Below are 20,107 nucleotides of genomic sequence, written 5' to 3' on the forward strand. Positions count from 1 at the left end.
CCCACCGGCAGTCCGCCTGGAGAAAAGCTATGAGCCTCAATGTAATGGAGGCGGGCGCGCGTCCGTCCGTCGATCACGACGCCGAAAAAGCCTTGGTCAGCAAGGTCGCCTGGCGCCTGATGCCACTGATCATGGTCTGCTACCTGTTCGCCTTCTTCGACCGCATCAACATCAGTTTCGCCAAGTTCCAGTTGCAGACCGATTTGAGCTTGAGCGACACCGCTTATGGCCTCGGCGCCGGGTTGTTCGTGGTCGGTTACGTGCTGTTCGAAGTGCCGAGCAACATGATGCTGTACAAGGTCGGCGCACGCCGCTGGATCGCGCGGATCATGATGTCGTGGGGTGTGGCGACAGCGGCGATGGTGTTCGTCAACAGCGAATGGCAGTTCTATGCGCTGCGCTTTGTGATTGGCGCAATGGAAGCCGGTTTTGCCCCGGGCGTGCTGTATTACCTGACGCTGTGGTTCCCGCAGCACTTCCGTGGCCGCATCACCTCAATGCTGTTTCTTGCCTCGGCGTTTGCCGGTCTGGTCGGCGCGCCGTTTTCCGGGCTGGTGCTGGAGCACCTCGACGGCGTGCTGCAAATGCGCGGCTGGCACTGGTTGTTCCTGCTTGGCGGCGTGCCGTGCATCGGCCTCGGTTTTCTGGTGCTGATGCTGCTCAAGGATCGCATCGAGGATGCGCACTGGCTGACGGCTGACGAGAAGAAATTGCTCTCCAGCCGCATCGCCCAGCATGAGCCGCACAAGAGCGGTGGTTCGTTGCTCGCGGCGTTGAAGATTCCGGGTTTCCTGACCTTGGGGCTGATCTACTTTCTGATCCAGGTCGCGTCCTACGGCTTGAACTTCTGGGCGCCGCAGCTGATCCGCAGCGCCGGCACCGAGAGTCCGGTGATGATCGGTCTGCTGACGGCCATTCCGTACATTTGCGGGGCGATCAGCATGGTGGTGATCGGGCGTTTGTCGGATGCCACTGGTGAGCGGCGCAAGTTTGTCGCCGGGCTGGTCGTCGTCGGTGCGATCGGCTTTTTCAGTGCGGGGATTTTCGCCAGTCACACCACGTTTTTGATCGTTGCGCTTGGCTTGCTCGGCGCCGGGATCATCGCTTCGATTCCGAGCTTCTGGACCTTGCCACCGAAATTGCTCGCCGGTGCTGGCGCGGGTGCGGCGGGCGGGATTGCGGTGATCAACACCCTTGGTCAATTTGGCGGGATCGTCAGCCCGGTGATGGTCGGGCGGATCAAGGATCTGACGGGCAGCACTACGCCGGCGCTGTATGTCATTGGCGTGGCGGCGTTGATCGCGGCGGCACTGTTGCTGTGGGGTTTGCCGCAGAAATTGCGTACGCTCGACAAATATTGATATCAGCTCTGACACCTTCGCGAGCAAGCTCGCTCCCACAGTTGAAATGCATTCCCCTGTGGGAGCGAGCCTGCTCGCGAAGACTGACCTCCAGACGCTGAATAAATAACGGGATTACCCAGCAGTCACGACACTCCTATCAAACGCCCCGCCAAACTGAATCAACACCACCCCGGCAATCAATAACAGCGCGCCCGACACCCGCGATACCGTCAGTTGTTTCTCAACCAGCCCGAACAACCCGAAGTGATCCAGCACCATCGACGCAATCACCTGCCCAGCCAACGCCAGCGCGACAAACCCTGAAGCGCCAAGCTTGGGCAACAACACTACCGCCAACGCCACAAAACACACGCCAAACGCACCCCCGGCCCACATCCACAATGGCGCCTTGCTGATAAACGCCAACGACGGCAACGGCAAACGCAACGCCATAATCACCGGCAACAGCACCAACACGCTGACCAGCAACGACGCCAATGTCGCCCACAACGGATGTCCCAGCCCACGCGCCAGATTGCTGTTGATCGCACTCTGAAACGGCACCACCGCCCCGGCGAACGCGGCCAGCATCAACAAACCAGCCCACTGCCACGTACTCATGTTCAACACTCCAACAGGTTTTGCTGGACTCTAGAGTATTCGCCACGCAGATTTAAATTCCGTTTCGTCATCCAGAACATGCACCAGATGAATGATCTACGTCGCATCGACCTCAACCTGCTGGTGATCCTCGACGCCTTGCTCAGCGAGCAACACGTCACCCGCGCCGCTGAGCGTTTGCACCTCAGTCAACCGGCGGTCAGCCATGCGCTGGCGCGCTTGCGCGATCTGCTTGGCGATCCGCTGCTGGTGCGCGCCGGCTCAAGCCTTGTGCCCACCGCACGAGCGCTGGAACTGGTCGCGCCGTTGACCGAAGCGCTGGCCCAGGTGCAATCGCTGCTGGCGCCGAACACCTTTGATCCGGCCAGTGCACGTCGGACCTTTCGCGTGGCGATGTCGGACTACGGCGCAGCGATCATTCTGCCTACGCTGATTCGCACCCTGCGCCGGCAAGCACCGGGCATCGACCTGCAAATCAGCCATGCCAGCCGCGAAGGCATGCTGGAAGGCGTGCTCAATGGCGATATCGACATCGCCGCCGGCGTCTTCCCGGACATGCCCCACGAACTGCGCAGCTCGGTGCTGTTTGAAGAACGCTACGTCTGCCTGCTGGATCGCCAGACGCTGCCGGCCAGCGGTGTGCTGGACTTGCCGACCTACCTGTCTCGTCCGCACGTTCTGCTGGAGATGCGCGGCAGTGGCACACCGGAAATCGAGCGCGCACTGACGTCTCTGCGCGAACGTCGCCGCGTGGCGATCAGCCTGCCGCACTGGAACGTCGCGCCGCAGTTCATCAGTGGCACGGATCTGATTCTTACGGTGTCTTCGCGCAGCGTGCGCGAGATTGATCAACGCGAACTGATCGTGGTGCCGCCGCCGTTCGAAATACCGCCATTCACGTTTGTACTGGCGTGGCACAAGCGGCGGGGTGGCGATCAGGCGTTGAACTGGTTGAATCGGACGATTGAGGAGGGGATAGTGCGCGGCTGAAACGTTATCAAGGAGCGGGAAGTGACAGTGAAGTCTGGCTGGATCGGGTGTGCCGCATTGTGCGGTTGGTTGCTGGCAGGGCAGGCGTTTGCCGATTGCACGCCGCCGGTAGTGTCGGGGGATCTGGATTTTTCGGTTTGCAAGGATTGGCCGGCCTATCCCGGGCAGACCCTCGGCGCCACCGCCAGGTTCGAGCGCGCTCCCGATTATGTCGAGGGAAACTCGCACGGCTTTTACGATGTTGATTTGTCTGTATTGCAGGATGGACGATCAGTTCCTCTTGCCACTTATCATCAAGCCGCTGCTTTCGAAACTGACGGCGTAGCCTTGGTGGAACTGGCACTCGATACTGCACGCTACAAAGTTGCTGCCGATTTCCGTGCCTTCGGTGTGCGTGCCCGTGTCACCAATGCATCCCGTCTCAATCCTTTGGAAGAGGTTCAACTCTCGCTTTACGTGAGAGAGGGAGCAACGTTGCGTCCAGTCCTGAGCCAGTTGCTGGTCTCCCAATACAGCGGCGAGTGGAATGATGTTTGCGAAGGTGAACGCAGCGAAATTACCAGAACGGTGGAAGTCGCCAAAACAAGCTCCAATGGTTACGCGGATCTGATCGTCAAGACTCAGCAAACCGGCACAAGCAGCGTGGGCGACGCAGAGGCTTGTGAAGATAAAATCACCCGTTACCCGCCCGTTCTCACAACATTGCGTTATGACGGAAAGTCTTACGTCTTGCCGCAAGGCTTCAAAGGCCTTTAACCGGCCTGCTTAACACGACTCTTATCAAGGAAGAACAATGCTCACGCCCACCAGACTCCTTATAGCCTTCAGTATTCTGACCCTCGCTCCTCAAGCCCTGGCCGCCTGCCAGACCAAAGACTTCGACGGCAAAACCATGTCGCGCTGCAAAATCTGGCCAGCCTTGCAGAATCAGGCGATCGCAGTCAAATCCACCTACCTTGCCGACGCCGGCGGCGATGATGCCGGGGTGTTCGATCTGGATCTGTCGATCGTCAACGCCAGCACTTACAACCCCATCGCCACTTACCGTAAACCGGGTGCTTACAACTCCGATGCCGTGCGCTTTGAGGATCTGCGCATCGACACCGCCCGTTATCGACTGGCGCCGGAAGTTCGGGCTTTCGGACTGCGTTCAAAGTTCGCGCACAGTTCCCACGCCATTCCCTACGAGAAAACCGATCTGGCGCTGTATGTTCGCGAAGGCAATGAGTTGCGTCCGGTGCTGGAGGGCTTGGTGGTTGCCAAGAGCAATGGCGAGTTTATGAATGATTGTGAAGGCTATACGAAGACCATTCGCCGAACTGTCGAGATTGGCTCTTCCAGTCATCATGGTCTGGCCGATTTGATCGTCACTACCAGCGGCAGCAAAATGAAAAACACCCAGTCGGGTAAAGAGTGCGTTTCCAATACCACTCGCCTGAAGCAGAAACAGATCACCCTGACCTACGACGGCCAGCAATACGTCGTCCCCGAAGACCTCAGAGGTTACTGACCCGATGCTCACCGGCCTCAATCACCTGACCCTCGCGGTCAGCGATGTGCAGCGCAGCCTGGCGTTCTATCGCGATGTGCTGCAGTTGCGCGTCGAAGCCTCGTGGGACGCCGGCGCTTACCTGTCGCTGCCGGGACTGTGGTTGTGTCTGTCGCTTGATCCGCTGCGCTCAAGCGAACCGTGCGCCGATTACACCCATTACGCTTTCAGCCTCAATGCAGCCGATTTCTCCACATTCGTTGCAAGGCTAAAAGCGGCGAATGCGCAGGAATGGCGCGATAACCGCAGCGAAGGTGCGTCGTTCTACTTTCTCGATCCCGACGGCCACAAGCTCGAAGCTCATGTCGGCGATCTCGCTTCACGACTGGCAGCGTGTCGGCAAAAACCGTACGCCGGCATGCGTTTTTACGACGAGTCATGATCAGACACATTTGTCTGTTATAGACTGGCGGCCACGTGTTCTGGCGCTTGCAGGTTTTCCATGACTCCATCGTTGCTAATGGCCGTGCTGGCCTCGGGTTTCATTTATGGCATCACGCCCGGGCCGGGTGTGCTGGCGGTGTTCGGCATCGGCGCAGCGCATGGGCGACGGGCCGGAGCAGGGTTCCTTTGCGGACACCTGCTCGGTGATGTGGTCTGGTGCAGCACGGCGCTGATCGCGATTGTCGGCGCCCGGGAAATCGGCAGCACCGCGTTTGATGTGCTCGGTGTGCTCAGTGGGTTGTACCTGTTCTGGCTCGGCTGGCGCGCCGTGCGGGCCCAGCGTCGCAACGGCGACGAACCGCAAGGCGCGGCGCGCAAGCCGTTCTGGCACGGCATTCTGTTCGGTCTGACCAATCCCAAGGCTTATCCGGTGGCTGTTGCGACCTTCACTGCATTGCTGTCGAGCCGCGCCGAGCTGCTCAACTGGTCGATGCTGCCGGCGCTGATTGCCCTGAGTTTCCTCGGTGGCCTGCTGGCCTACGCTATTCTGATTGGTGTGGTCGGCGCGCAACGGGTACGCACGCTGTATCAGCGTCATGAGTTACTTATCACCCGCTTGTGCGGCGTGATGTTTATCGGTTTTGCCATCAACGCGCTGGTGCATGCGCTACCGGGTCTGATGCCGAACAAGGCTTGAAGGTGAGTGCAGGGATGCGCAATCAAGAGGTCAGGGACGGTTGATCAGTGCTGCATTGCCCGGACACTTACGCTGAACCATGGAAAGCCGAAATTCCGCGCCGTTGGCGAGTTTTATCGATCTGTTGCTGGACGCCGTCTGCGCGGTCGACAAGCAGGGTCGCTTTGTTTTTGTCAGTGCCGCTTGTGAGCGTGTTTTCGGTTATTCGCCTGAAGAGTTGATCGGCCGGCAAATGATCGAGCTGGTGCACCCGGCGGATCGCCAGCGCACCCTCGCCGCCGCCAACGAGATCATGGGCGGCGAGCCCAAACTCAACTTCGAAAACCGTTACCTGCGCAAGGACGGCAGCGTCGTGCATATCCTCTGGTCGGCGCGCTGGTCGGAAGTCGATCAACTGCGCATCGCCGTGGCGCGCGACATCACCGAGCGCAAACAGGCCGAATCGCGCCAGGCAGCGCTGTACGCGATTTCCGAAGCGGCCCATGCGGCCGAAGATCTGCTGGCGCTGTTCAAGCGTATTCATCTGATCATCGGCGAATGGTTACCGGCGATGAATTTCTCCGTGGCGTTGTACGACGAGCACTGCGCACAACTGAATTTCCCCTATCACGTCGACGATCACGAATTGCAGCCCGAGCAACCGGGTACCGTCACCGGACGCCTGTGCACGGAAGTTATCCGTAGCGGCCAGCCGATTCTTCTGACGCCAGACAGTCCTGATTCCCCAGCCGATTTCGCCGAACTGGTGACGGGACAGAACTCGCCTTGCTGGCTCGGCGTACCGTTGAACTCGAAAAACGGCATCATCGGTGCGTTGATCGTCAAAAGTCTGCCCGGCGGCGAGCGCTACACCGAGCAGGACAAGGAATTGCTGCAATACGTCTGCGCCCAGGTCGCCACCGCCATCGAGCGCCAGCAACTGCACGCCCGGCTGCGACGCATGGCGCAATACGATCAACTGACGCAACTGCCCAATCGTGAATTGCTGCGTGATCGCTTGAAAGCCGCGTTGGCCGGCGCTCGCGAGCAATCCGGGCACATGGCCTTGTTGTATGTCGATCTGGATCGCTTCAAACAGGTCAACGACACCTTTGGTCACGCTGTCGGTGACATGCTTCTGCAAACCGTGGCCAACCGCCTCAAGGGCTGCGTGCGGGAAACCGACACCGTGGCCCGAATTGGCGGCGATGAATTTGTCGTGCTGCTGCACAGCGTGCAGGTTTCGGAAGATGCTGACGGCGTGGCGGAAAAAATTCGACAGGTACTGGTGCAACCGATGCGCCTCGATGGCCACAACCTGCGCATCGAACCGAGCATCGGCGTTGCCCGCTACCCAGAGCATGGCAGGGAGGAGCAGCAACTGTTTCGCCATGCCGATCAGGCGATGTACGCCGCTAAACGCCTGAACCATCACGCGCTCAACAGCTGATAAGTCGGCGCCGTTCGTCGCAGCAACTGCAACTTTTCTAAACCTTTGCCGGGCAAAAAATTCTCAATCATAGGCGGGCACCGGCTCGCCACGATCATTACCAAGAGGTAGAGAATCATGCCTAACTCAAGAAACTCGAACTCGGGAAACTTCGCCAACGATCGAACGAAGGCCTCTGAAGCAGGTCGCAAAGGTGGGAAAACCACCACAACGACTGTCGACAAAGAGTCAAAACCAGAGATGGGCCGCAAGCCTGCTCAGAAATCGAAGTAGTCGGTGAAGGTTGTTTTGATTGAGAGGCGGGGGCGTCAGCTCCCGCTTGAATTTTGCAAGTAAGGAGGGCGCGACCATGAGCCGAATGGCCACCCGTATACGCACCATGAGTTTTGCATCGCTGTTGGGTCTGTGTGCCAGCAGTGCTTTTGCCCAGTCGCCCGCCGATTTCATCAACGATGCTTCGGCCAAAGGCATGGCCGACATCGAGGCCAGTCGTCTGGCTCATAGCAAGGCCGAATCGAAAGAGGTCAAGGACTACACCATCGTCGTCATCAACGACCGCACGACGGCCAACCAGCACCTGGCGAAAATCGCCAAGAAGCTCGACCTGCCGGTCGCGCCCCGTGAAGAACTGGCCGACAAGGCCAAGGAATTGATGCCACAAGTGACCGATGGCGCCTCCTTCGATCAGGCCTATGCCGCGAGTCAGGTCAAAGCCACCGAAGAGGCCATCGAGCAGATTCAGCAGGAAGCGCAGACCACCGACGTGCCGGAGATCAAAGCCTTCGCCGACGAGACACTGCCAAAACTGCAAATCCACCTCGAAATGGCCCGCCAGTTACAGGCCAGTCGCTAATCAGATCAAAAGACCGCTGCCGTCGGCGGCGGTCTTTTGCATTTCAGCACTCATTCAAATCCTGCTTCGGCTTGCTCTTCTCGCCCAGCCCCTCAAGATTGAAAACCTCACCCTCGCCCAAAGAGCGGTAGTGCCTGCGCAGCGCCTCCAACTGCTTCAAATCCAGCGCCTCCAGCCCAAGCATCGCGTTCTGCGCCTCTTTGGTCACCAACAACAATTCATCGATCTTCAAATGCAGAATGTCGGTATCGCGGTTCTGCGTGTTCTGGATCAGGAACACCATCAGGAACGTGATGATCGTGGTCGAGGTGTTGATGATCAGTTGCCAGGTATCGTTGTAATGAAAGATCGGCCCGCTCAAACCCCACAACCCGATCAGGATCAACGCGCCCATGAAGGTCTTCGGACTACCGGCCACCATCGCGAGCTTCTGGGAGATTTTTGCGAATTTCATAGCGGTGTTCCTTATTGGGAAGAGTCTTGAAATTCAGACATCTGCGGCTGGTGGAAAATTCTAATTACAAATCCGCTGACGTCACCGGACGTTGGTAGGGGAGGCATGCGCGCCAGATCGCGGTATCGTGACGAACCGCCAAAATGTCCCGACAGGAGAACGCAATGAGTTGGTCCGCCAAACAATACGTCGCTTTCGAAGATGAACGCACCCGTCCGGCCCGCGATTTGCTGGCGGCGATTCCCACGCCTGAAGCGAGGACAGTGGTTGATATCGGTTGTGGCCCCGGTAACTCGACGGAGCTGCTGGTGCAGCGTTTTTCCGGGGCGAAGGTCAGCGGGCTGGACAGCTCGGCAGACATGATCGACGCGGCTCGCGAGCGCTTGCCGCAGTTGCAGTTCGATGTGGCCGAGATTGATCAATGGGCGGATGCAGGCCCCTTCGATGTGATCTTCGCCAACGCCGTGCTGCAGTGGGTGCCGGATCACGCTTCATTGCTGCCGACATTGGCCCGCAAGTTGTCGGCCGGTGGCAGTCTGGCGATCCAGATGCCGGATAACCTCAATGAGCCCTCCCACCGTTTGATGCGTGAAGTCGCCGCGAATGGTCCGTGGGCGAGCAAGCTTTCAGGCGCTGCGGGGCAGCGTACCGACATGGCGAGTGCCAGCGATTACTTCTCGATGCTGCGGCCACACTGCGCGCGGGTCGATGTGTGGCGCACCACCTATCACCATCAGCTGTCAGGCGGGGCGGCGGGGGTGGTGGAGTGGTTCAAGGGCAGCGGGTTGATTCCGTTTTTGAATCCGCTGACCGAAGCGGAAAAGGCGCAGTACCTGGAGCGGTATCTGGCGGAGGTTGAGAAGGCTTATCCGGCATTGGCGGATGGCTCGGTACTGCTGCCATTTCCCAGGTTGTTTATCGTCGCGACGCGCTGAAATAAATTGGTCCCCTCACCCAGCCCTCTCCCGAGGGAGAGGGAGCCGAGTTGTGTTGTTTCCAAACCTGAGTTCGGCTGGATTTTGCACGTCGGCGTAGCTCTTACCTGCACCGCGGTCAGTCCCCTCTCCCTCTGGGAGAGGGTTAGGGTGAGGGGCTTTAAGCTCAGCGCTGCACCGCCACCAACATCATCATCGGCCGCTCCCGCTCTTCCGCCAGCGCCGGTTGCGCCGCCACTTCAGCATCGCTCGGCCCCCATTCATTGACATGACGAATCGTGAATCCCGCATCAATCAACGAATTGAGCAACGTCCCGACCGTACGATGCTGCTTGATCACACCCTCGGCCAACCAGTTCGTAACCCGCTCACCCTCCAACTGATAACTGTCCAGCGGCCAACGCTTGTTACCTTCAGCGTCAATCAACCAACCCGGATTACGCGGTGCCATAAAGATCGGATGCTCAATGGAAAAGACAAAGAGCGAACCCGGTTTCAGTGCCGCGTACAGGTGAGCAAACAGCCCCGGCAAATCCTTGATGTAATGCAGCGCCAGTGAGCTGTAAGCCAGATCAAAACTACAGGCGGACAGATCGAGTTGTTCCAGATCGGCACGCTCATAGCGAATATTCGCCGCCTTCGTGGTCTCCCGCGCCCGCTCCAGCATCTTCTCCGAGACATCCAGCCCCAGTACGCTCGTCGCACCATTCTCAATGGCCCAACGGCTGAACCAGCCATAACCGCAGCCCAGATCCACCACGTTCAGGCCGTGCATGGAGGGCAACAGCGCCTTGAGCGCCGGCCACTCCGGCGCCGCGTCGAGGCCGCCGATGGAGCGGTTCATCTGGCTGTAGCCTTGAAAGAATTCGGGATCGTCGTAAATGTTTTGCGTCATGGTGAAGTGCTCTTTTGAGTTCGATCGTCAGCGGCAAATTGGCCGCGATTGGAATCCCTCGAAAGTGATGGCGCGTATTCGTCGATGGCCGCGCAGGGGGAGGGTGGTGGCTGATAGGGAAATGCTAGTCGGTCGAGACGAAGGTGAAAATCGATGGAGTGTTGTGGATCTGTAATGTCAGAAAATGCTGCAAGGTTTTTGGCTGCTTAAACGCATTCGGTGGCAAGTGTTTATAAGCGTTCGGTGTTACGTCCTGAAGCCTACAAATCCTTGCGCCGTTGCCTACCGCTAAGCCAGAATCCGCCGGCTTGTGCGCTTGGAAGGCGGTCGGTAACTTGGTTCGCATCACTGATTTCCAGTGATCGGGTTTAGTAGCCCGGCATCCTCAATCTAAATAGCTGCATGAGTACCACTCAGTCAGGCGAATGCTTGCACCTGATGGTGGCTGTGCGCATGGCGCCCTCGGGTGCGCCGGATTTGGATTGGGGTCCGGTCTACTAACTTGCGCACAGCTGCCACCCATCCGTTTAGTAGCGAGATCGGTTGCGGCCTTACTAAAAGGTCTCAATCCAATGTTCAAAGTAACGCCCAATCCGCCGGAAACCGATCCGGCATCCCCCTACGAATCACCCAACTCAAAGAAATTCCACGAAGCCGCCGAACGCGCCCTCGACCACTATCTCAGCCCCACGGCCAGAATCATGGGTTCCACCCACGAACCCGAACCGATGTACCTCGCCAACCCGAAATACGACACCGAATCCCTGCTGGCCAACGCCAGCGAAACACTCGGCTCGGCTACCACCATGCTCAACAACTTCGCCGCGCTGCTCGACACCTCACACCGCAAGACCGCACTCGGCATCGCGCAGGTCGTCATGTTGGGGGAGTTGGCGGTGAATCAGGCCCTGGATAAGGTCGTGCCAGCGGGTTAACCCGATCGCTTTAAGACGCCAAAGAAACCGGCCAATGAGTGCCGGTTTCTCGAGACTGCTAGTTGGCAGCACGAACTCAGGCAAGTAGACCGATGTTTTGGTCGATACGTTGTTGAATGGTGCGCAAGGTTTCCTGGGTGATCACACCCGGATACAAACTTTCAGCCATGGCTGAGAATCGGCTAGCTACCTCGCAAAATCTGTCAATGATGTCGGCGGCCGTAGCGGCGTTTACTTCAGCCTCCACTGCAAGGTTGAGCAGGTTTTCTCTTCCAATTTCCAAGGCTTCACCCATCACGTCCATCTGGTGATAGCCTCCCGGCCCCTCGCAGAAAGTGACGTCATAGGCCGGCGCTAATTTCCAGTCTCCGCCAGGCGACATGATGTAAGCAAAGTTCTTCGGATGGTCGTCTCGGTTGTTGAATGCGACATTGAAGACGACCCGCTCAAATGCTGCGGCTTTCTCTCGTACGTCATTGCTGCACTTATGAGTCGCACGCAGGAAGTTGACGTAGTCCAGCGCCCCGGGGGATCTGAAATCCGCACCGGTAAAGGCTGCAAGACTCTGCATGGGCACCCGCAAGTCGTTTTGTCGGTCAAAGCGTTTGCTGGCAAAAGCGGCCATTCCCTCAGACAGGCTGAAATAACGAGTGTCAGGAGTTTGGATACCGCACAAGCGTAAACATTCGGCATAGACCATTTCGATGGCGCACACCTCGGGATGTTCTTGCTGAGCCGGAAATTTCACCAACCAGGCTTCGAAACCGGGAGTGGCAACCGTAGTGAAGGCGTCAGTGTGCGGATCGCGATATACCAGCGCTTTTGGTCGGGCGCCCTGTGGAGAACCTCCGACCAGTAGCAGCTTCTGAAGAAGCTCTCCACCTTTACCTTTGAGTACTTCCTGCACTTCGGAGGCGAGCAACTCGATGGGAACATGCATTTGCGGTTCCAGCGCCTCGGGTGCAACAGGTTCAAACGACATGGCCCCCATGGCATTGTTGCCAATGTAGGCTAGCCGCTCCAAGGGGCCTACACGCGCGGGGTTGAGGCCTCGACGTTTGAACAATCGGTCCATCAGCAACATGCCCCAGCCATCTGGCAGCGAGTCATAAACCGGCCCAGGCAGTCCCAACTGATGTGACGGGAAATCCCGGTTTAACCTGGCTCCCTGTAATGGAAGCCTCAAGGACGAGAGTTCCAGCCCTCTGTTTTTTGCCTCATCGCTGTACTCAAACATGACCTGCGGGCGACCGGTCAGGGCTTTCGTCGAAGCAAGTGTGCCCCACCGCCAACGTTCACCCCAGCCCTCGTAGTAGACGTCAACTCGTTCAAGCATTGTCGACTTTCCTTTTGATGCGATGACGCTTGGCCGTTTTTTCGTAGCGAATGATATCGTCCAGAGTTTCGAGCCTTGGCAGAAACAACCCTTCGAGTTCCTTTTCGCGTCCGAGAACCATCGCCACTCGCACCATGTTGTCGAAACTCACATTACGACCGGCTTCAAGGTTTGACACCGTATTCGTCGCAATGCCCGCGCGAGCGGCCACGTCTGCCTGTGTCATCTCCAAAGCCAATCGTTCTGTGCGCAGGCGTTGGCAAATCCGGTTGACGATCTCGCTTGCGGTGGTGAGGCTTAAATCCAGCATGTCGTGTGTACCGTCGGCGTTCAGTTTTGATTATCAGTACGCAATATACTGTGGATTAAGCCTAAAAATATCATTTAACTCACAGGAAAATGTAATTAGGTTTAATGGGTAGGAGGAGGTCAGCACAGGTTGACGCGACAAGTTTCAACCCTGCTGCAAAACTTTCAGAGCCGCCGACGCCAGAAAGCCGGAGCGGCTTTTTTCTTCCGGGTGGTGCAACACATATTCGTCAATGCGGTTAAGCAAATGCCCCGGCAACGTGATGTTGAGTTTCTGGGCTTTACCCAAGTACTTCACGACATCTATATCGACCACGGCCCATGCACATCCTGCGTACTTCGGATTAGCGACGTTCACGCCCAGTTTGCTCGCAGCCGGGATCGGCGCACCGTCCTCAGCCAAAATTTCGAAATGTCCCTCGATGGCTTCGCGAGCCATGGCGACGGCATCATCCAGATCATCGCCAGCTGAAAAGCAGCCCGGAATGTCCGGCACCTCCACGCCCCAGGCGTGTTCCTCATCACCTATTGAAATCGCAATCGGGTAGAGCATATTCGTTTCCTCCATCGCGCCGATGACCTGAACAAGTCAGAGCAGCGCTTGTTGCAAAATACTGATGGCCGTTTTCTTCAACAGATCTTTCTTCGGATGCGGCACAGTGACCAGTCCAGGCTTGACCGGGTGTTTGAAGTGATGGTGGCTGCCTCTGACTCGCACTAAATACCAACCGTCTGCGACGAGTTGGCCGATTAAAAAACGGCTATTCACAACACCTCCTTGTGGTGTGCTTGGTGGGTACTATACCTACTTGGTTTTTGCGATCAACACTATAACCACCAAGTGGTCATCGTCCGTCATTCGGCTCAGCGGTGTGAATCAGTCTAGATAGGGAGGCAGCGCAGGGATTCAGAGTGTGTTGCAGGTTTTTGCATTGTTTCGAAATGCAGCATCGGATTTTTTCAGGCACAAAAAAACCGGCCATCAAGGCCGGTTTTTTCTGTTCCTGCATCCCCCGTCAAAAAACACAACGTGAGACTAATATTCGAGTGGAGCGGGTAGAGGGAATCGAACCCTCGTCGGAAGCTTGGGAAGCTACTGTTCTACCATTAAACTATACCCGCTCAGAGCGGCTGACTTTGTACCAGACTCGGCCAAGGATTTGAAGTTTTTCTTTTACTCATGAACGCTTTGAATCACTGAAAACGGTCAATCGCGGGCGAGCACTGCGGTGCGTAAAGCAAAATCCCAGCCCCGCAGTCCCGCACGCGAAGACACTCTTTCAAATAGCCAATGCATGTTGATCCTGAACAAACGAGTAACGCGTTCGGCTGGTCTGCTGCGCCGGTTTCAGAAAGCCGAGCAGGGCGTTCTGGCTGTCGCGGCACGCGGCCTTGTGTTCCATGTCGAGGAAATGCCCGGTGGCTTGCAGTGTGGTGAAGGTGCTCTGCGCGACGTGGTTGCCGAACAGGCGTGCGTCTTCGGCAGCGGTGTATTCGTCCCATTCGCCGTTTAGAAACAGCACTGGCACGTTGATCTTCTTCGCCGCATTCAAATAGCACTGACGATCGCTGTGCAGCACGTCGCTGATGTGGAAATGCATCTGCCCGTATTCGTGCTCGGCCAGGCTGCTGACGTGACGATAGTTGAAGCGTTTGAACAGTGACGGCAGGTGTTTGCCGATGGTGTTGTTGACCAGATGGCCGACGCGGTCGCCGTCGCGCTGGCCGAGGTAGTCGACGCCGCGTTCGAGGTAATCGAGCATGTGCGCGTTGATGACCGGCGAGAACGAGCTGATCACCGCTCGTTCAATGCGCCGTGGCTGGTGGGCGAGGGCGACCAGGGTCGCGGCGCCGCCCCAGGAGAACGACAGCACGTGTTCGGCGGCGAAGTGGTCGATCAGCTCGAGCAGAATCTGCCCTTCGACGTCCTTGGTCAGATGTTTCTCGTGGCGGTTGTGGGCTTTTGACCGGCCCGCGTAGGGCTGGTCGTAGCAGACCACGTTGAACTGCGGGTGCAGGTTTTTCACAGTCTGTGCAAACGACGCAGTCGTGGCCATCGAGCCGTTGACCAGGATGATGGTCTTTTCTGCGGCGTCTGCGCGATAGAACTCCGTGTAAACCCGATACTGACCCTGTATATCCAGCACAGCGATTTCTGGCCTCATGTCATAAGACTCCTGGCAAGCAAGCGGGTATGCGCGCAAATAGAGATTGCACGAGCTTTGTGACAGGTAGGCATACGCCTGGAATTTGCTTGGCCCATGTCGATCCATGACTGCGGTCGACGGGTGTTGTTATTGGCGGGCAGTCTGCCGGCTGAGGCGCAACCCAAAGGGCTGACGACCGGCAAAAAGTTTCTTAGAGGTATGTTGTGACTCATCGGTCACAATTTGGCCGACGTCCTGATTCAAGCAGGGGAGTCGGCATCGCGCAAGTGCCGTTGGTAAATTGTTCGACAACTTCTGCTGAGCGGTCGCGGGCTTAGAACAATTGGATCTCTTCGGTGCGCAAAGCGCGGTACTCGCCCGGTTTTAGCGCGTTATCGAGCAGCAGCGGGCCCATCGATTCGCGGTGCAGGCGCAGGACTTTGTTATTGAAGAACCCAAACATGCGTTTCACCTGATGGTAGCGCCCCTCGACGATGCTCAACCGCGCCGACCGTGGCCCCAGTAGTTCCAGCTTTGCCGGTTGCGTGGTCAGATCCTCGAAAGCGAAGTAGATCCCCTCGGCAAAGGTGCTCGCATATTGCGCGCCAATCTCCTGCTCGGTCTCGACGTAGTAGACCTTCGGCAGTTTGGTCTGCGGTTGGGTCAGGCGGCGCGACCATGCGCCGTCGTTGGTGATCAGCATCAGGCCGGTGGTGTTGAAGTCCAGGCGCCCGGCGATATGCAGGTCGTCCTTGTCCGGCTCATCGATCAGGTCGAGCACCGTCGGGTGTTGCGGATCGCGGGTGGCGCTGACGCAGCCTGGCGGTTTGTGCAGCATGAAATAGCGTGTTGGTTTGCCACTTTGCAGGACTTCGTCATCGACTTCGACGCGACTGAACTCCAACACTTCGCTGTGCGGGTCGCTGACGACTTTTCCGTCGATCCGCACGCGCTTTTCCACCAGCAACAGGCGAACCTGCTGACGGTTGTAGCGGGGCAGGTTGCTGAGGAAACGGTCGACACGCATGTTCAGTGTTCGATGAATGAAGGGGCGCGCATCTTACGGGATCGGCCGCCTGGCTGCTTGCAGTTGCGCTTCGACCTGCGCGCAACGTGGGCACAGGCAGGCTTGGTTGCGCAGTTCTGACGGCAACGCTTCAAGCACGGCAGGGTCGATGCTGACGCCATAGCACCAGCATTCGCGGTCAGCGGTGCGCGGGTCGGCCAGGCTGCAATCGTTGCGGGCGCCGCAGGCCGGGCAATGGTCGGGTTTAACGTCAGAATCAGGCATAAGTCGAGTGAGGCATTTCCACGCAGGTGCGATTGCGGCCGGTTTGTTTGGCTCGGTACATCGCATGATCGGCCCGCGACAGCAGGCTGTGCAAGGTGTCATCGCGTTGCAGGGTGGTGGCGCCGATGCTCACTGTCAGATTGAGACGGTGGCCGTCGTAGGCATATTCGTGCTGTTCGACGTGTTGACGGATCTTCTCGGCAATTTTCTGACCGGTGTCGCCGTCGGTGTCCTTCAGCAACACGATAAATTCCTCACCGCCCCAGCGGCAGACGATGTCGGCGTGGCGCAGGCAACTTTGCAGATCGCGGGCAAAACCGATCAACACCTGATCGCCGGCCATGTGCCCGTAGGTGTCGTTCAATACCTTGAAGTGATCGAGATCGAGCAGCAACGCGGTCAGTGGTTTGGTTTCGCGCTGGGCTTCGTGCAGGGCCTGTGCGGCGAGAATGTCGAAGCCACGGCGGTTGGGCAGTTCGGTGAGGCTGTCGAGAATGGCCTGCGCCTGGATTTTGCTTTGATAACGTTTGATCACGCGGTTGAGCAACGCCAGGACAATTAGCGTCACCAGCAGGCAGATCAGCAGGTTCAGATACAGCGACTGGCGGATTTCACTCAGCGCGCCGTCCTCACGTTTATCCACGAACAGGTACCAGTTCAGCTCCGGGATAAACCGCACGTTGAGGAAATGGCCCTGACCGTGGGCGGAATATTCGTAACTGCCGCTGTGCGGTTTGGGCAACTGGTTGACCAGACTCTTCATGCTCTCCAGTTCACTCAGGCTCTGGCCGATGTGCGCGCCTTCAGGCCCGCCTTCGGCACCGGTCAGGACCAACCGGCCAAAGGTATCGACGAAGTACACGCTGCGTTGATAGCGCTGTTGGTACTTGTCGATCAGCTTGATTACCGCGTCCACGGTCAGACCGACGCCCGCCGCGCCGATGAAGCGGTTGTGGTAGTCGTAAACCTTGTAGTTGATGAAGAAAGTCAGATTGTCCTTGTTGGCCAGATCCGGGTCGACGTTGATCTCGTACGGATCCTTCATGTCACGCACGCGGAAGTACCAGGCGTCGCGCGGTTCGTCGACCTTGACTTGCTTGAGTACGCCTTTGGCGTGGTAGTAGGTGTGGCTGGCGTTGGAGACGAAGAACGCCGTGTAGGCGCCGTAATGGGTCATGACTTCGTCGAGGTAACGGGTCATCTGCTCGGGGTTTTGCTCGCCGTTGACCACCCAGTCGCGCATGAAGGTGTCGCGGGACATCATCGAGGAAATCAGGATCGGCCGGACCAGGTCTTTCTGGATTTCCGAGTAGACCGTGTCGGAGGTCAGCGGCAGTTCGGTGTTGACGATGTTGTCGCGGATCGACGCGCGGGAGGCGTAGTAACTCAGTAGTGAAGTCGCGAGGAAACCGGCGCCGAGCAGGGCGATCAGCGTCAGGACCAGCGAGCGTTGCGAGTAGAGGGGAGAACGAAGCGGCATGGCAGTTCCGTTGGCAGTGGCCCGATGGCATGCATTCTAGTGGCACTGTCGAGAAATAACTGCTTCATGTACGGCGCGAATGGTCGTTCCTGCATCGTAGGAGGATGGACACAAACCTGTAAGAGCGAGCTTGCTCGCGAATGCGGTATGTCATTCAACACGGATTTGGCTGATCCACCGCCTTCGCGAGCAAGCTCACTCCCACAGGGTTTTGCGATGGGGTGGACACCGCTGATCTGAAGCCATCGCGGACTGGGCACTTGATTGATCCGCACCAGTCAAACGTGTGTCGGCCGCTCTGTTCCGTTGCGGCCGTGGGTCTTTCAGGAGGCCGCCATGCGTGTTCAGAAGATGTTGCTCGGTGCAGTGCTGGTTTTCGGTTTGTCCGGTTGTTACTACTATGCCGGCCCCTACGATGCTTACCCCGCGACCTATTACTACCCCGGTTATTACTCACCCTATTACTACGGTGGTTATTATGGCCCGCGCTACTACGGCGGCTCGCGTTATTACTACGGTGGCTACGGCTATCGCGGCGGATACGGGCGGGGTTATCACGGCGGCGGATATCACGGTGGCCACCATTAATCAGCGCCTGAATGACTGCGTTTTTGCGGATGAACAAGGTTTCATCAATCACTTGTTTCAACTTGTTGCAGGAACGCACCAGATGCCAAAAACGCTGTCTGATTTTTCGACAGTCACCGATTAAATGCCTGTCGCCTGCCAGCGTCGCTGGTGTGGCCAACCCGCGGTCCAGGAGGCCGCCATGTATAGACGAATTCTTCTACTTGCTGCGTTGATGTTTTCCGTTGCCGGTTGCGTCCCGTACTCCTACGCGGACTCGTATTACAGCTCAGAGGTCTACACATCACCCGCACCGGCCTACTACAACACGGGTGGCACGTATTACAACGGTGGCAGCACGTATTACGCGCAACCGCGCTACTACCAGCCAGCCCCGCGGTACTACCAGCAACCGCGCTATTACCAACCTGCGCCACGTTACTATCAACCGGCCCCGCGTTATTACGAAAGCCGTCGCTGGCACGGCAATGATCGCGGCAATTGGGACGGCCACCGTCGCGGCGGTTGGGACAACGATCACCGCGGTCGTGGCAACTACGACCGACACAGCGGACGCGGTGACCACAACGGACGTGGCAACCGCTGGTAATCACCCGCAAATGAAAAGCGGCGCTTAGAGCGCCGCTTTTTTGTGCGCGGATTTTAATACTGCGTCAAATCCGCCAACGGATGCCGCCCCTCCCAGACCTTGTGAAAGTGCGCCTCAACCACCGCATCCGGCACATTGTTAATGTCCGGCCAATGCCAGTGCGGCTTCTGATCCTTGTCTATCAAGCGCGCGCGAACCCCTTCGCTGAACTCCGGGTGCCGGCAGCAATTGAGGCTCAGGGTGTATTCCATCTGAAAGACTTCGGCCAACGACAGGTGGCGAGCACGGATGATCTGTTCCCAGACCAGATGCGCCGTCAGTGGCGAGCCTTCGCTCATGGTTTTCGCTGCACGGGCGATCAGCGGGTCGTTGCTGTCGCGTTGCAGGCTGATGGCTTTCCACGCGCAGGTGACGTCGCTGACGTCGAGCAGTTCGTCGATCTGCTGACGACGCGGCAGCCATTGCGCTTCGGGCATCTGCGCCAGGGCTTCCTGTTGCAGGGCCTTGAGCAAGCTATTGAGTTGCATGGCGGTCTGTTCCTGCCAATTCAGTTGCAGCAGGCCTTCGATCAGTTGCGGTTGCTGTTCGTCGAGCAGGAAACGGTCGGCCAGATCCAGATCGATCGCATCACGGCCGTTCATGTGCGCCCCGGTCAGACCGAGGAATAATCCGAGCTTGCCCGGCAACCGCGCGAGAAACCAACTGGCGCCGACGTCGGGATACAGACCGATGGTGATTTCAGGCATCGCCAAACGGCTGCTCGGCGTGACGATCCGCGTGCTGGCGCCTTGCAGCAAACCCATGCCGCCGCCGAGCACGTAACCATGGCCCCAGCAGATCAGCGGTTTCGGATACGTGTGCAGGCTGTAATCCAGGCGATATTCCGCGCTGAAAAACTGCGCGGCCAGCGGCGGGACTTCGCCGGGATGAGCGCGGCAGGCTTCGACCAGGCTGCGCACTTCGCCGCCGGCGCAGAATGCCTTGTCACCATTGCCGCGCAGCAGCACGCAGACAATTTGTGGATCCTTGGCCCAGGCGTTCAGTTTGTCGCTGAGGGCGTTGATCATCGCCAAGGACAGCGCGTTCAGCGATTTTTCAGCATCCAGGCTGGCGATACCGATGCGGGCGCCGTCGGTGCCGGTGAGTTCTTCGAAGTGCAGATTCATCGTGACCTCGATCGGGAATTTGAACGATCAGTATGATCGTTGTGGGGGAAAGTGCCGGATCTGCGTCAGATCAATTGACAAGCGTGGTCGGCTTTCCTAGGGTTCGCCCCATTGTT

The 20,107-nt window shown here is 57.9% G+C and carries 25 protein-coding genes and 1 tRNA gene; 13 read left to right on the top strand and 13 right to left on the bottom strand.

Annotation, left to right across the window (positions count from 1 at the left end; genetic code table 11):
* The first annotated feature begins 29 nt into the window (after nt 1–29).
* Nucleotides 30–1,361 carry an MFS transporter gene (locus WA225_RS14540; protein WP_422608433.1) on the top strand — a complete coding sequence of 444 codons (1,332 nt, stop codon included), beginning with the start codon at nt 30–32 and terminating at the stop codon, nt 1,359–1,361.
* A 114-nt stretch (nt 1,362–1,475) separates the two neighbouring features.
* Here the strand turns inward: WA225_RS14540 and WA225_RS14545 are convergent, their stop codons facing one another.
* Nucleotides 1,476–1,964: a DMT family transporter gene (locus tag WA225_RS14545; RefSeq protein ID WP_422608434.1), complete on the bottom strand. Its 489-nt coding sequence runs from the start codon at nt 1,962–1,964 to the stop codon at nt 1,476–1,478.
* Between the two features lie 78 nt (nt 1,965–2,042).
* Here WA225_RS14545 and WA225_RS14550 point away from each other — a divergent pair, with 78 nt between their 5' ends.
* From WA225_RS14550 to WA225_RS14585, 8 genes are all read left to right on the top strand, one after another.
* On the top strand, nt 2,043–2,954 hold the full coding sequence (locus tag WA225_RS14550; RefSeq protein ID WP_422608435.1) for a LysR substrate-binding domain-containing protein: 912 nt from the start codon (nt 2,043–2,045) through the stop codon (nt 2,952–2,954).
* Between the two features lie 21 nt (nt 2,955–2,975).
* A complete protein-coding gene (locus tag WA225_RS14555) occupies nt 2,976–3,710 on the top strand; it encodes a hypothetical protein (RefSeq protein ID WP_422608436.1) in 735 nt (244 codons plus the stop codon).
* A 37-nt stretch (nt 3,711–3,747) separates the two neighbouring features.
* Nucleotides 3,748–4,464 carry a hypothetical protein gene (locus WA225_RS14560; RefSeq protein ID WP_422608437.1) on the top strand — a complete coding sequence of 239 codons (717 nt, stop codon included), beginning with the start codon at nt 3,748–3,750 and terminating at the stop codon, nt 4,462–4,464.
* A 4-nt stretch (nt 4,465–4,468) separates the two neighbouring features.
* Complete coding sequence (gene fos, locus WA225_RS14565) at nt 4,469–4,885, top strand: fosfomycin resistance glutathione transferase (RefSeq protein WP_422608438.1); 417 nt, start codon at nt 4,469–4,471, stop codon at nt 4,883–4,885.
* 60 nt (nt 4,886–4,945) lie between these two features.
* Entirely contained in the window at nt 4,946–5,584 is a 639-nt protein-coding gene (locus WA225_RS14570) for a LysE family translocator (protein ID WP_034153111.1), read from the top strand.
* A gap of 79 nt (nt 5,585–5,663) precedes the next feature.
* The gene (locus WA225_RS14575) at nt 5,664–7,013 is read left to right on the top strand and encodes a diguanylate cyclase domain-containing protein (protein WP_422608439.1); all 1,350 of its coding nucleotides are present in this window, start codon (nt 5,664–5,666) and stop codon (nt 7,011–7,013) included.
* 117 nt (nt 7,014–7,130) lie between these two features.
* A complete protein-coding gene (locus WA225_RS14580; protein ID WP_422608440.1) occupies nt 7,131–7,286 on the top strand; it encodes a KGG domain-containing protein in 156 nt (51 codons plus the stop codon).
* 76 nt (nt 7,287–7,362) lie between these two features.
* Entirely contained in the window at nt 7,363–7,866 is a 504-nt protein-coding gene (locus WA225_RS14585; protein ID WP_422608441.1) for a DUF4142 domain-containing protein, read from the top strand.
* Between the two features lie 43 nt (nt 7,867–7,909).
* On the opposite strand, the gene WA225_RS14590 is transcribed toward WA225_RS14585, so the two are convergent.
* Nucleotides 7,910–8,320 carry a low affinity iron permease family protein gene (locus WA225_RS14590; RefSeq protein WP_064119712.1) on the bottom strand — a complete coding sequence of 137 codons (411 nt, stop codon included), beginning with the start codon at nt 8,318–8,320 and terminating at the stop codon, nt 7,910–7,912.
* Nucleotides 8,321–8,484: 164 nt separating this feature from the next.
* On the opposite strand from WA225_RS14590, the gene tam reads away from it, so the two are divergent.
* Nucleotides 8,485–9,255: a trans-aconitate 2-methyltransferase gene (gene tam / locus WA225_RS14595; protein ID WP_422608442.1), complete on the top strand. Its 771-nt coding sequence runs from the start codon at nt 8,485–8,487 to the stop codon at nt 9,253–9,255.
* Nucleotides 9,256–9,421: 166 nt separating this feature from the next.
* Here the strand turns inward: tam and WA225_RS14600 are convergent, their stop codons facing one another.
* A complete protein-coding gene (locus tag WA225_RS14600; RefSeq protein ID WP_422608443.1) occupies nt 9,422–10,150 on the bottom strand; it encodes a class I SAM-dependent methyltransferase in 729 nt (242 codons plus the stop codon).
* A gap of 572 nt (nt 10,151–10,722) precedes the next feature.
* Between WA225_RS14600 and WA225_RS14605 the strand changes: the two genes are divergently transcribed.
* Nucleotides 10,723–11,085 carry a DUF6124 family protein gene (locus WA225_RS14605; protein ID WP_331695026.1) on the top strand — a complete coding sequence of 121 codons (363 nt, stop codon included), beginning with the start codon at nt 10,723–10,725 and terminating at the stop codon, nt 11,083–11,085.
* A gap of 76 nt (nt 11,086–11,161) precedes the next feature.
* Here WA225_RS14605 and WA225_RS14610 read toward each other — a convergent pair whose 3' ends face one another.
* The 9 genes from WA225_RS14610 to WA225_RS14650 form a co-directional block, all read right to left on the bottom strand.
* Nucleotides 11,162–12,421: a type II toxin-antitoxin system HipA family toxin gene (locus WA225_RS14610; protein ID WP_422608444.1), complete on the bottom strand. Its 1,260-nt coding sequence runs from the start codon at nt 12,419–12,421 to the stop codon at nt 11,162–11,164.
* Nucleotides 12,414–12,731, bottom strand: a complete 318-nt coding sequence (locus tag WA225_RS14615; protein WP_242204589.1) for a helix-turn-helix domain-containing protein — start codon at nt 12,729–12,731, stop codon at nt 12,414–12,416. Before WA225_RS14615 ends, WA225_RS14610 begins: the two co-directional genes overlap by 8 nt.
* A 144-nt stretch (nt 12,732–12,875) precedes the next feature.
* On the bottom strand, nt 12,876–13,283 hold the full coding sequence (locus tag WA225_RS14620; protein WP_137218087.1) for a type II toxin-antitoxin system HicB family antitoxin: 408 nt from the start codon (nt 13,281–13,283) through the stop codon (nt 12,876–12,878).
* A 36-nt stretch (nt 13,284–13,319) separates the two neighbouring features.
* A complete protein-coding gene (locus tag WA225_RS14625; RefSeq protein ID WP_242204587.1) occupies nt 13,320–13,499 on the bottom strand; it encodes a type II toxin-antitoxin system HicA family toxin in 180 nt (59 codons plus the stop codon).
* A gap of 279 nt (nt 13,500–13,778) precedes the next feature.
* Nucleotides 13,779–13,852 (bottom strand) — tRNA-Gly (locus WA225_RS14630).
* Nucleotides 13,853–14,010: 158 nt separating this feature from the next.
* Complete coding sequence (locus WA225_RS14635) at nt 14,011–14,895, bottom strand: alpha/beta fold hydrolase (protein ID WP_064119706.1); 885 nt, start codon at nt 14,893–14,895, stop codon at nt 14,011–14,013.
* A gap of 316 nt (nt 14,896–15,211) precedes the next feature.
* Complete coding sequence (locus tag WA225_RS14640; protein ID WP_422608445.1) at nt 15,212–15,904, bottom strand: pseudouridine synthase; 693 nt, start codon at nt 15,902–15,904, stop codon at nt 15,212–15,214.
* A gap of 33 nt (nt 15,905–15,937) precedes the next feature.
* Nucleotides 15,938–16,168 carry a cysteine-rich CWC family protein gene (locus WA225_RS14645; protein ID WP_422608446.1) on the bottom strand — a complete coding sequence of 77 codons (231 nt, stop codon included), beginning with the start codon at nt 16,166–16,168 and terminating at the stop codon, nt 15,938–15,940.
* Complete coding sequence (locus WA225_RS14650) at nt 16,161–17,648, bottom strand: sensor domain-containing diguanylate cyclase (protein WP_422608447.1); 1,488 nt, start codon at nt 17,646–17,648, stop codon at nt 16,161–16,163. Before WA225_RS14650 ends, WA225_RS14645 begins: the two co-directional genes overlap by 8 nt.
* A gap of 336 nt (nt 17,649–17,984) precedes the next feature.
* On the opposite strand from WA225_RS14650, the gene WA225_RS14655 reads away from it, so the two are divergent.
* Together WA225_RS14655 and WA225_RS14660 are read left to right on the top strand one after the other, a co-directional pair.
* Nucleotides 17,985–18,236: a hypothetical protein gene (locus WA225_RS14655; RefSeq protein WP_064119702.1), complete on the top strand. Its 252-nt coding sequence runs from the start codon at nt 17,985–17,987 to the stop codon at nt 18,234–18,236.
* Between the two features lie 181 nt (nt 18,237–18,417).
* Nucleotides 18,418–18,825 (top strand): hypothetical protein, encoded by a 408-nt coding sequence (locus WA225_RS14660; RefSeq protein ID WP_397481509.1) that lies wholly within the window; start codon nt 18,418–18,420, stop codon nt 18,823–18,825.
* A 53-nt stretch (nt 18,826–18,878) separates the two neighbouring features.
* On the opposite strand, the gene WA225_RS14665 is transcribed toward WA225_RS14660, so the two are convergent.
* Entirely contained in the window at nt 18,879–19,991 is a 1,113-nt protein-coding gene (locus tag WA225_RS14665) for an enoyl-CoA hydratase/isomerase family protein (RefSeq protein ID WP_422608448.1), read from the bottom strand.
* Nucleotides 19,992–20,107 lie beyond the last annotated feature (116 nt).

It is taken from the genome of Pseudomonas sp., from assembly GCF_049300855.1.
GTDB lineage: Bacteria > Pseudomonadota > Gammaproteobacteria > Pseudomonadales > Pseudomonadaceae > Aquipseudomonas.

What these genes read in the sequence shown, in the direction of transcription:
- WA225_RS14540 (WP_422608433.1), top strand. Translation starts at nt 30, where the DNA reads ATGAGCCTCAATGTAATGGAGGCGGGCGCGCGTCCGTCCGTCGATCAC.
- WA225_RS14545 (WP_422608434.1), bottom strand. Translation starts at nt 1,964, where the DNA reads ATGAGTACGTGGCAGTGGGCTGGTTTGTTGATGCTGGCCGCGTTCGCC.
- WA225_RS14550 (WP_422608435.1), top strand. Translation starts at nt 2,043, where the DNA reads ATGCACCAGATGAATGATCTACGTCGCATCGACCTCAACCTGCTGGTG.
- WA225_RS14560 (WP_422608437.1), top strand. Translation starts at nt 3,748, where the DNA reads ATGCTCACGCCCACCAGACTCCTTATAGCCTTCAGTATTCTGACCCTC.
- fos (WP_422608438.1), top strand. Translation starts at nt 4,469, where the DNA reads ATGCTCACCGGCCTCAATCACCTGACCCTCGCGGTCAGCGATGTGCAG.
- WA225_RS14570 (WP_034153111.1), top strand. Translation starts at nt 4,946, where the DNA reads ATGACTCCATCGTTGCTAATGGCCGTGCTGGCCTCGGGTTTCATTTAT.
- WA225_RS14575 (WP_422608439.1), top strand. Translation starts at nt 5,664, where the DNA reads ATGGAAAGCCGAAATTCCGCGCCGTTGGCGAGTTTTATCGATCTGTTG.
- WA225_RS14580 (WP_422608440.1), top strand. Translation starts at nt 7,131, where the DNA reads ATGCCTAACTCAAGAAACTCGAACTCGGGAAACTTCGCCAACGATCGA.
- WA225_RS14585 (WP_422608441.1), top strand. Translation starts at nt 7,363, where the DNA reads ATGAGCCGAATGGCCACCCGTATACGCACCATGAGTTTTGCATCGCTG.
- WA225_RS14590 (WP_064119712.1), bottom strand. Translation starts at nt 8,320, where the DNA reads ATGAAATTCGCAAAAATCTCCCAGAAGCTCGCGATGGTGGCCGGTAGT.
- tam (WP_422608442.1), top strand. Translation starts at nt 8,485, where the DNA reads ATGAGTTGGTCCGCCAAACAATACGTCGCTTTCGAAGATGAACGCACC.
- WA225_RS14600 (WP_422608443.1), bottom strand. Translation starts at nt 10,150, where the DNA reads ATGACGCAAAACATTTACGACGATCCCGAATTCTTTCAAGGCTACAGC.
- WA225_RS14605 (WP_331695026.1), top strand. Translation starts at nt 10,723, where the DNA reads ATGTTCAAAGTAACGCCCAATCCGCCGGAAACCGATCCGGCATCCCCC.
- WA225_RS14610 (WP_422608444.1), bottom strand. Translation starts at nt 12,421, where the DNA reads ATGCTTGAACGAGTTGACGTCTACTACGAGGGCTGGGGTGAACGTTGG.
- WA225_RS14615 (WP_242204589.1), bottom strand. Translation starts at nt 12,731, where the DNA reads ATGCTGGATTTAAGCCTCACCACCGCAAGCGAGATCGTCAACCGGATT.
- WA225_RS14620 (WP_137218087.1), bottom strand. Translation starts at nt 13,283, where the DNA reads ATGCTCTACCCGATTGCGATTTCAATAGGTGATGAGGAACACGCCTGG.
- WA225_RS14635 (WP_064119706.1), bottom strand. Translation starts at nt 14,895, where the DNA reads ATGAGGCCAGAAATCGCTGTGCTGGATATACAGGGTCAGTATCGGGTT.
- WA225_RS14640 (WP_422608445.1), bottom strand. Translation starts at nt 15,904, where the DNA reads ATGCGTGTCGACCGTTTCCTCAGCAACCTGCCCCGCTACAACCGTCAG.
- WA225_RS14645 (WP_422608446.1), bottom strand. Translation starts at nt 16,168, where the DNA reads ATGCCTGATTCTGACGTTAAACCCGACCATTGCCCGGCCTGCGGCGCC.
- WA225_RS14650 (WP_422608447.1), bottom strand. Translation starts at nt 17,648, where the DNA reads ATGCCGCTTCGTTCTCCCCTCTACTCGCAACGCTCGCTGGTCCTGACG.
- WA225_RS14655 (WP_064119702.1), top strand. Translation starts at nt 17,985, where the DNA reads ATGCGTGTTCAGAAGATGTTGCTCGGTGCAGTGCTGGTTTTCGGTTTG.
- WA225_RS14660 (WP_397481509.1), top strand. Translation starts at nt 18,418, where the DNA reads ATGTATAGACGAATTCTTCTACTTGCTGCGTTGATGTTTTCCGTTGCC.
- WA225_RS14665 (WP_422608448.1), bottom strand. Translation starts at nt 19,991, where the DNA reads ATGAATCTGCACTTCGAAGAACTCACCGGCACCGACGGCGCCCGCATC.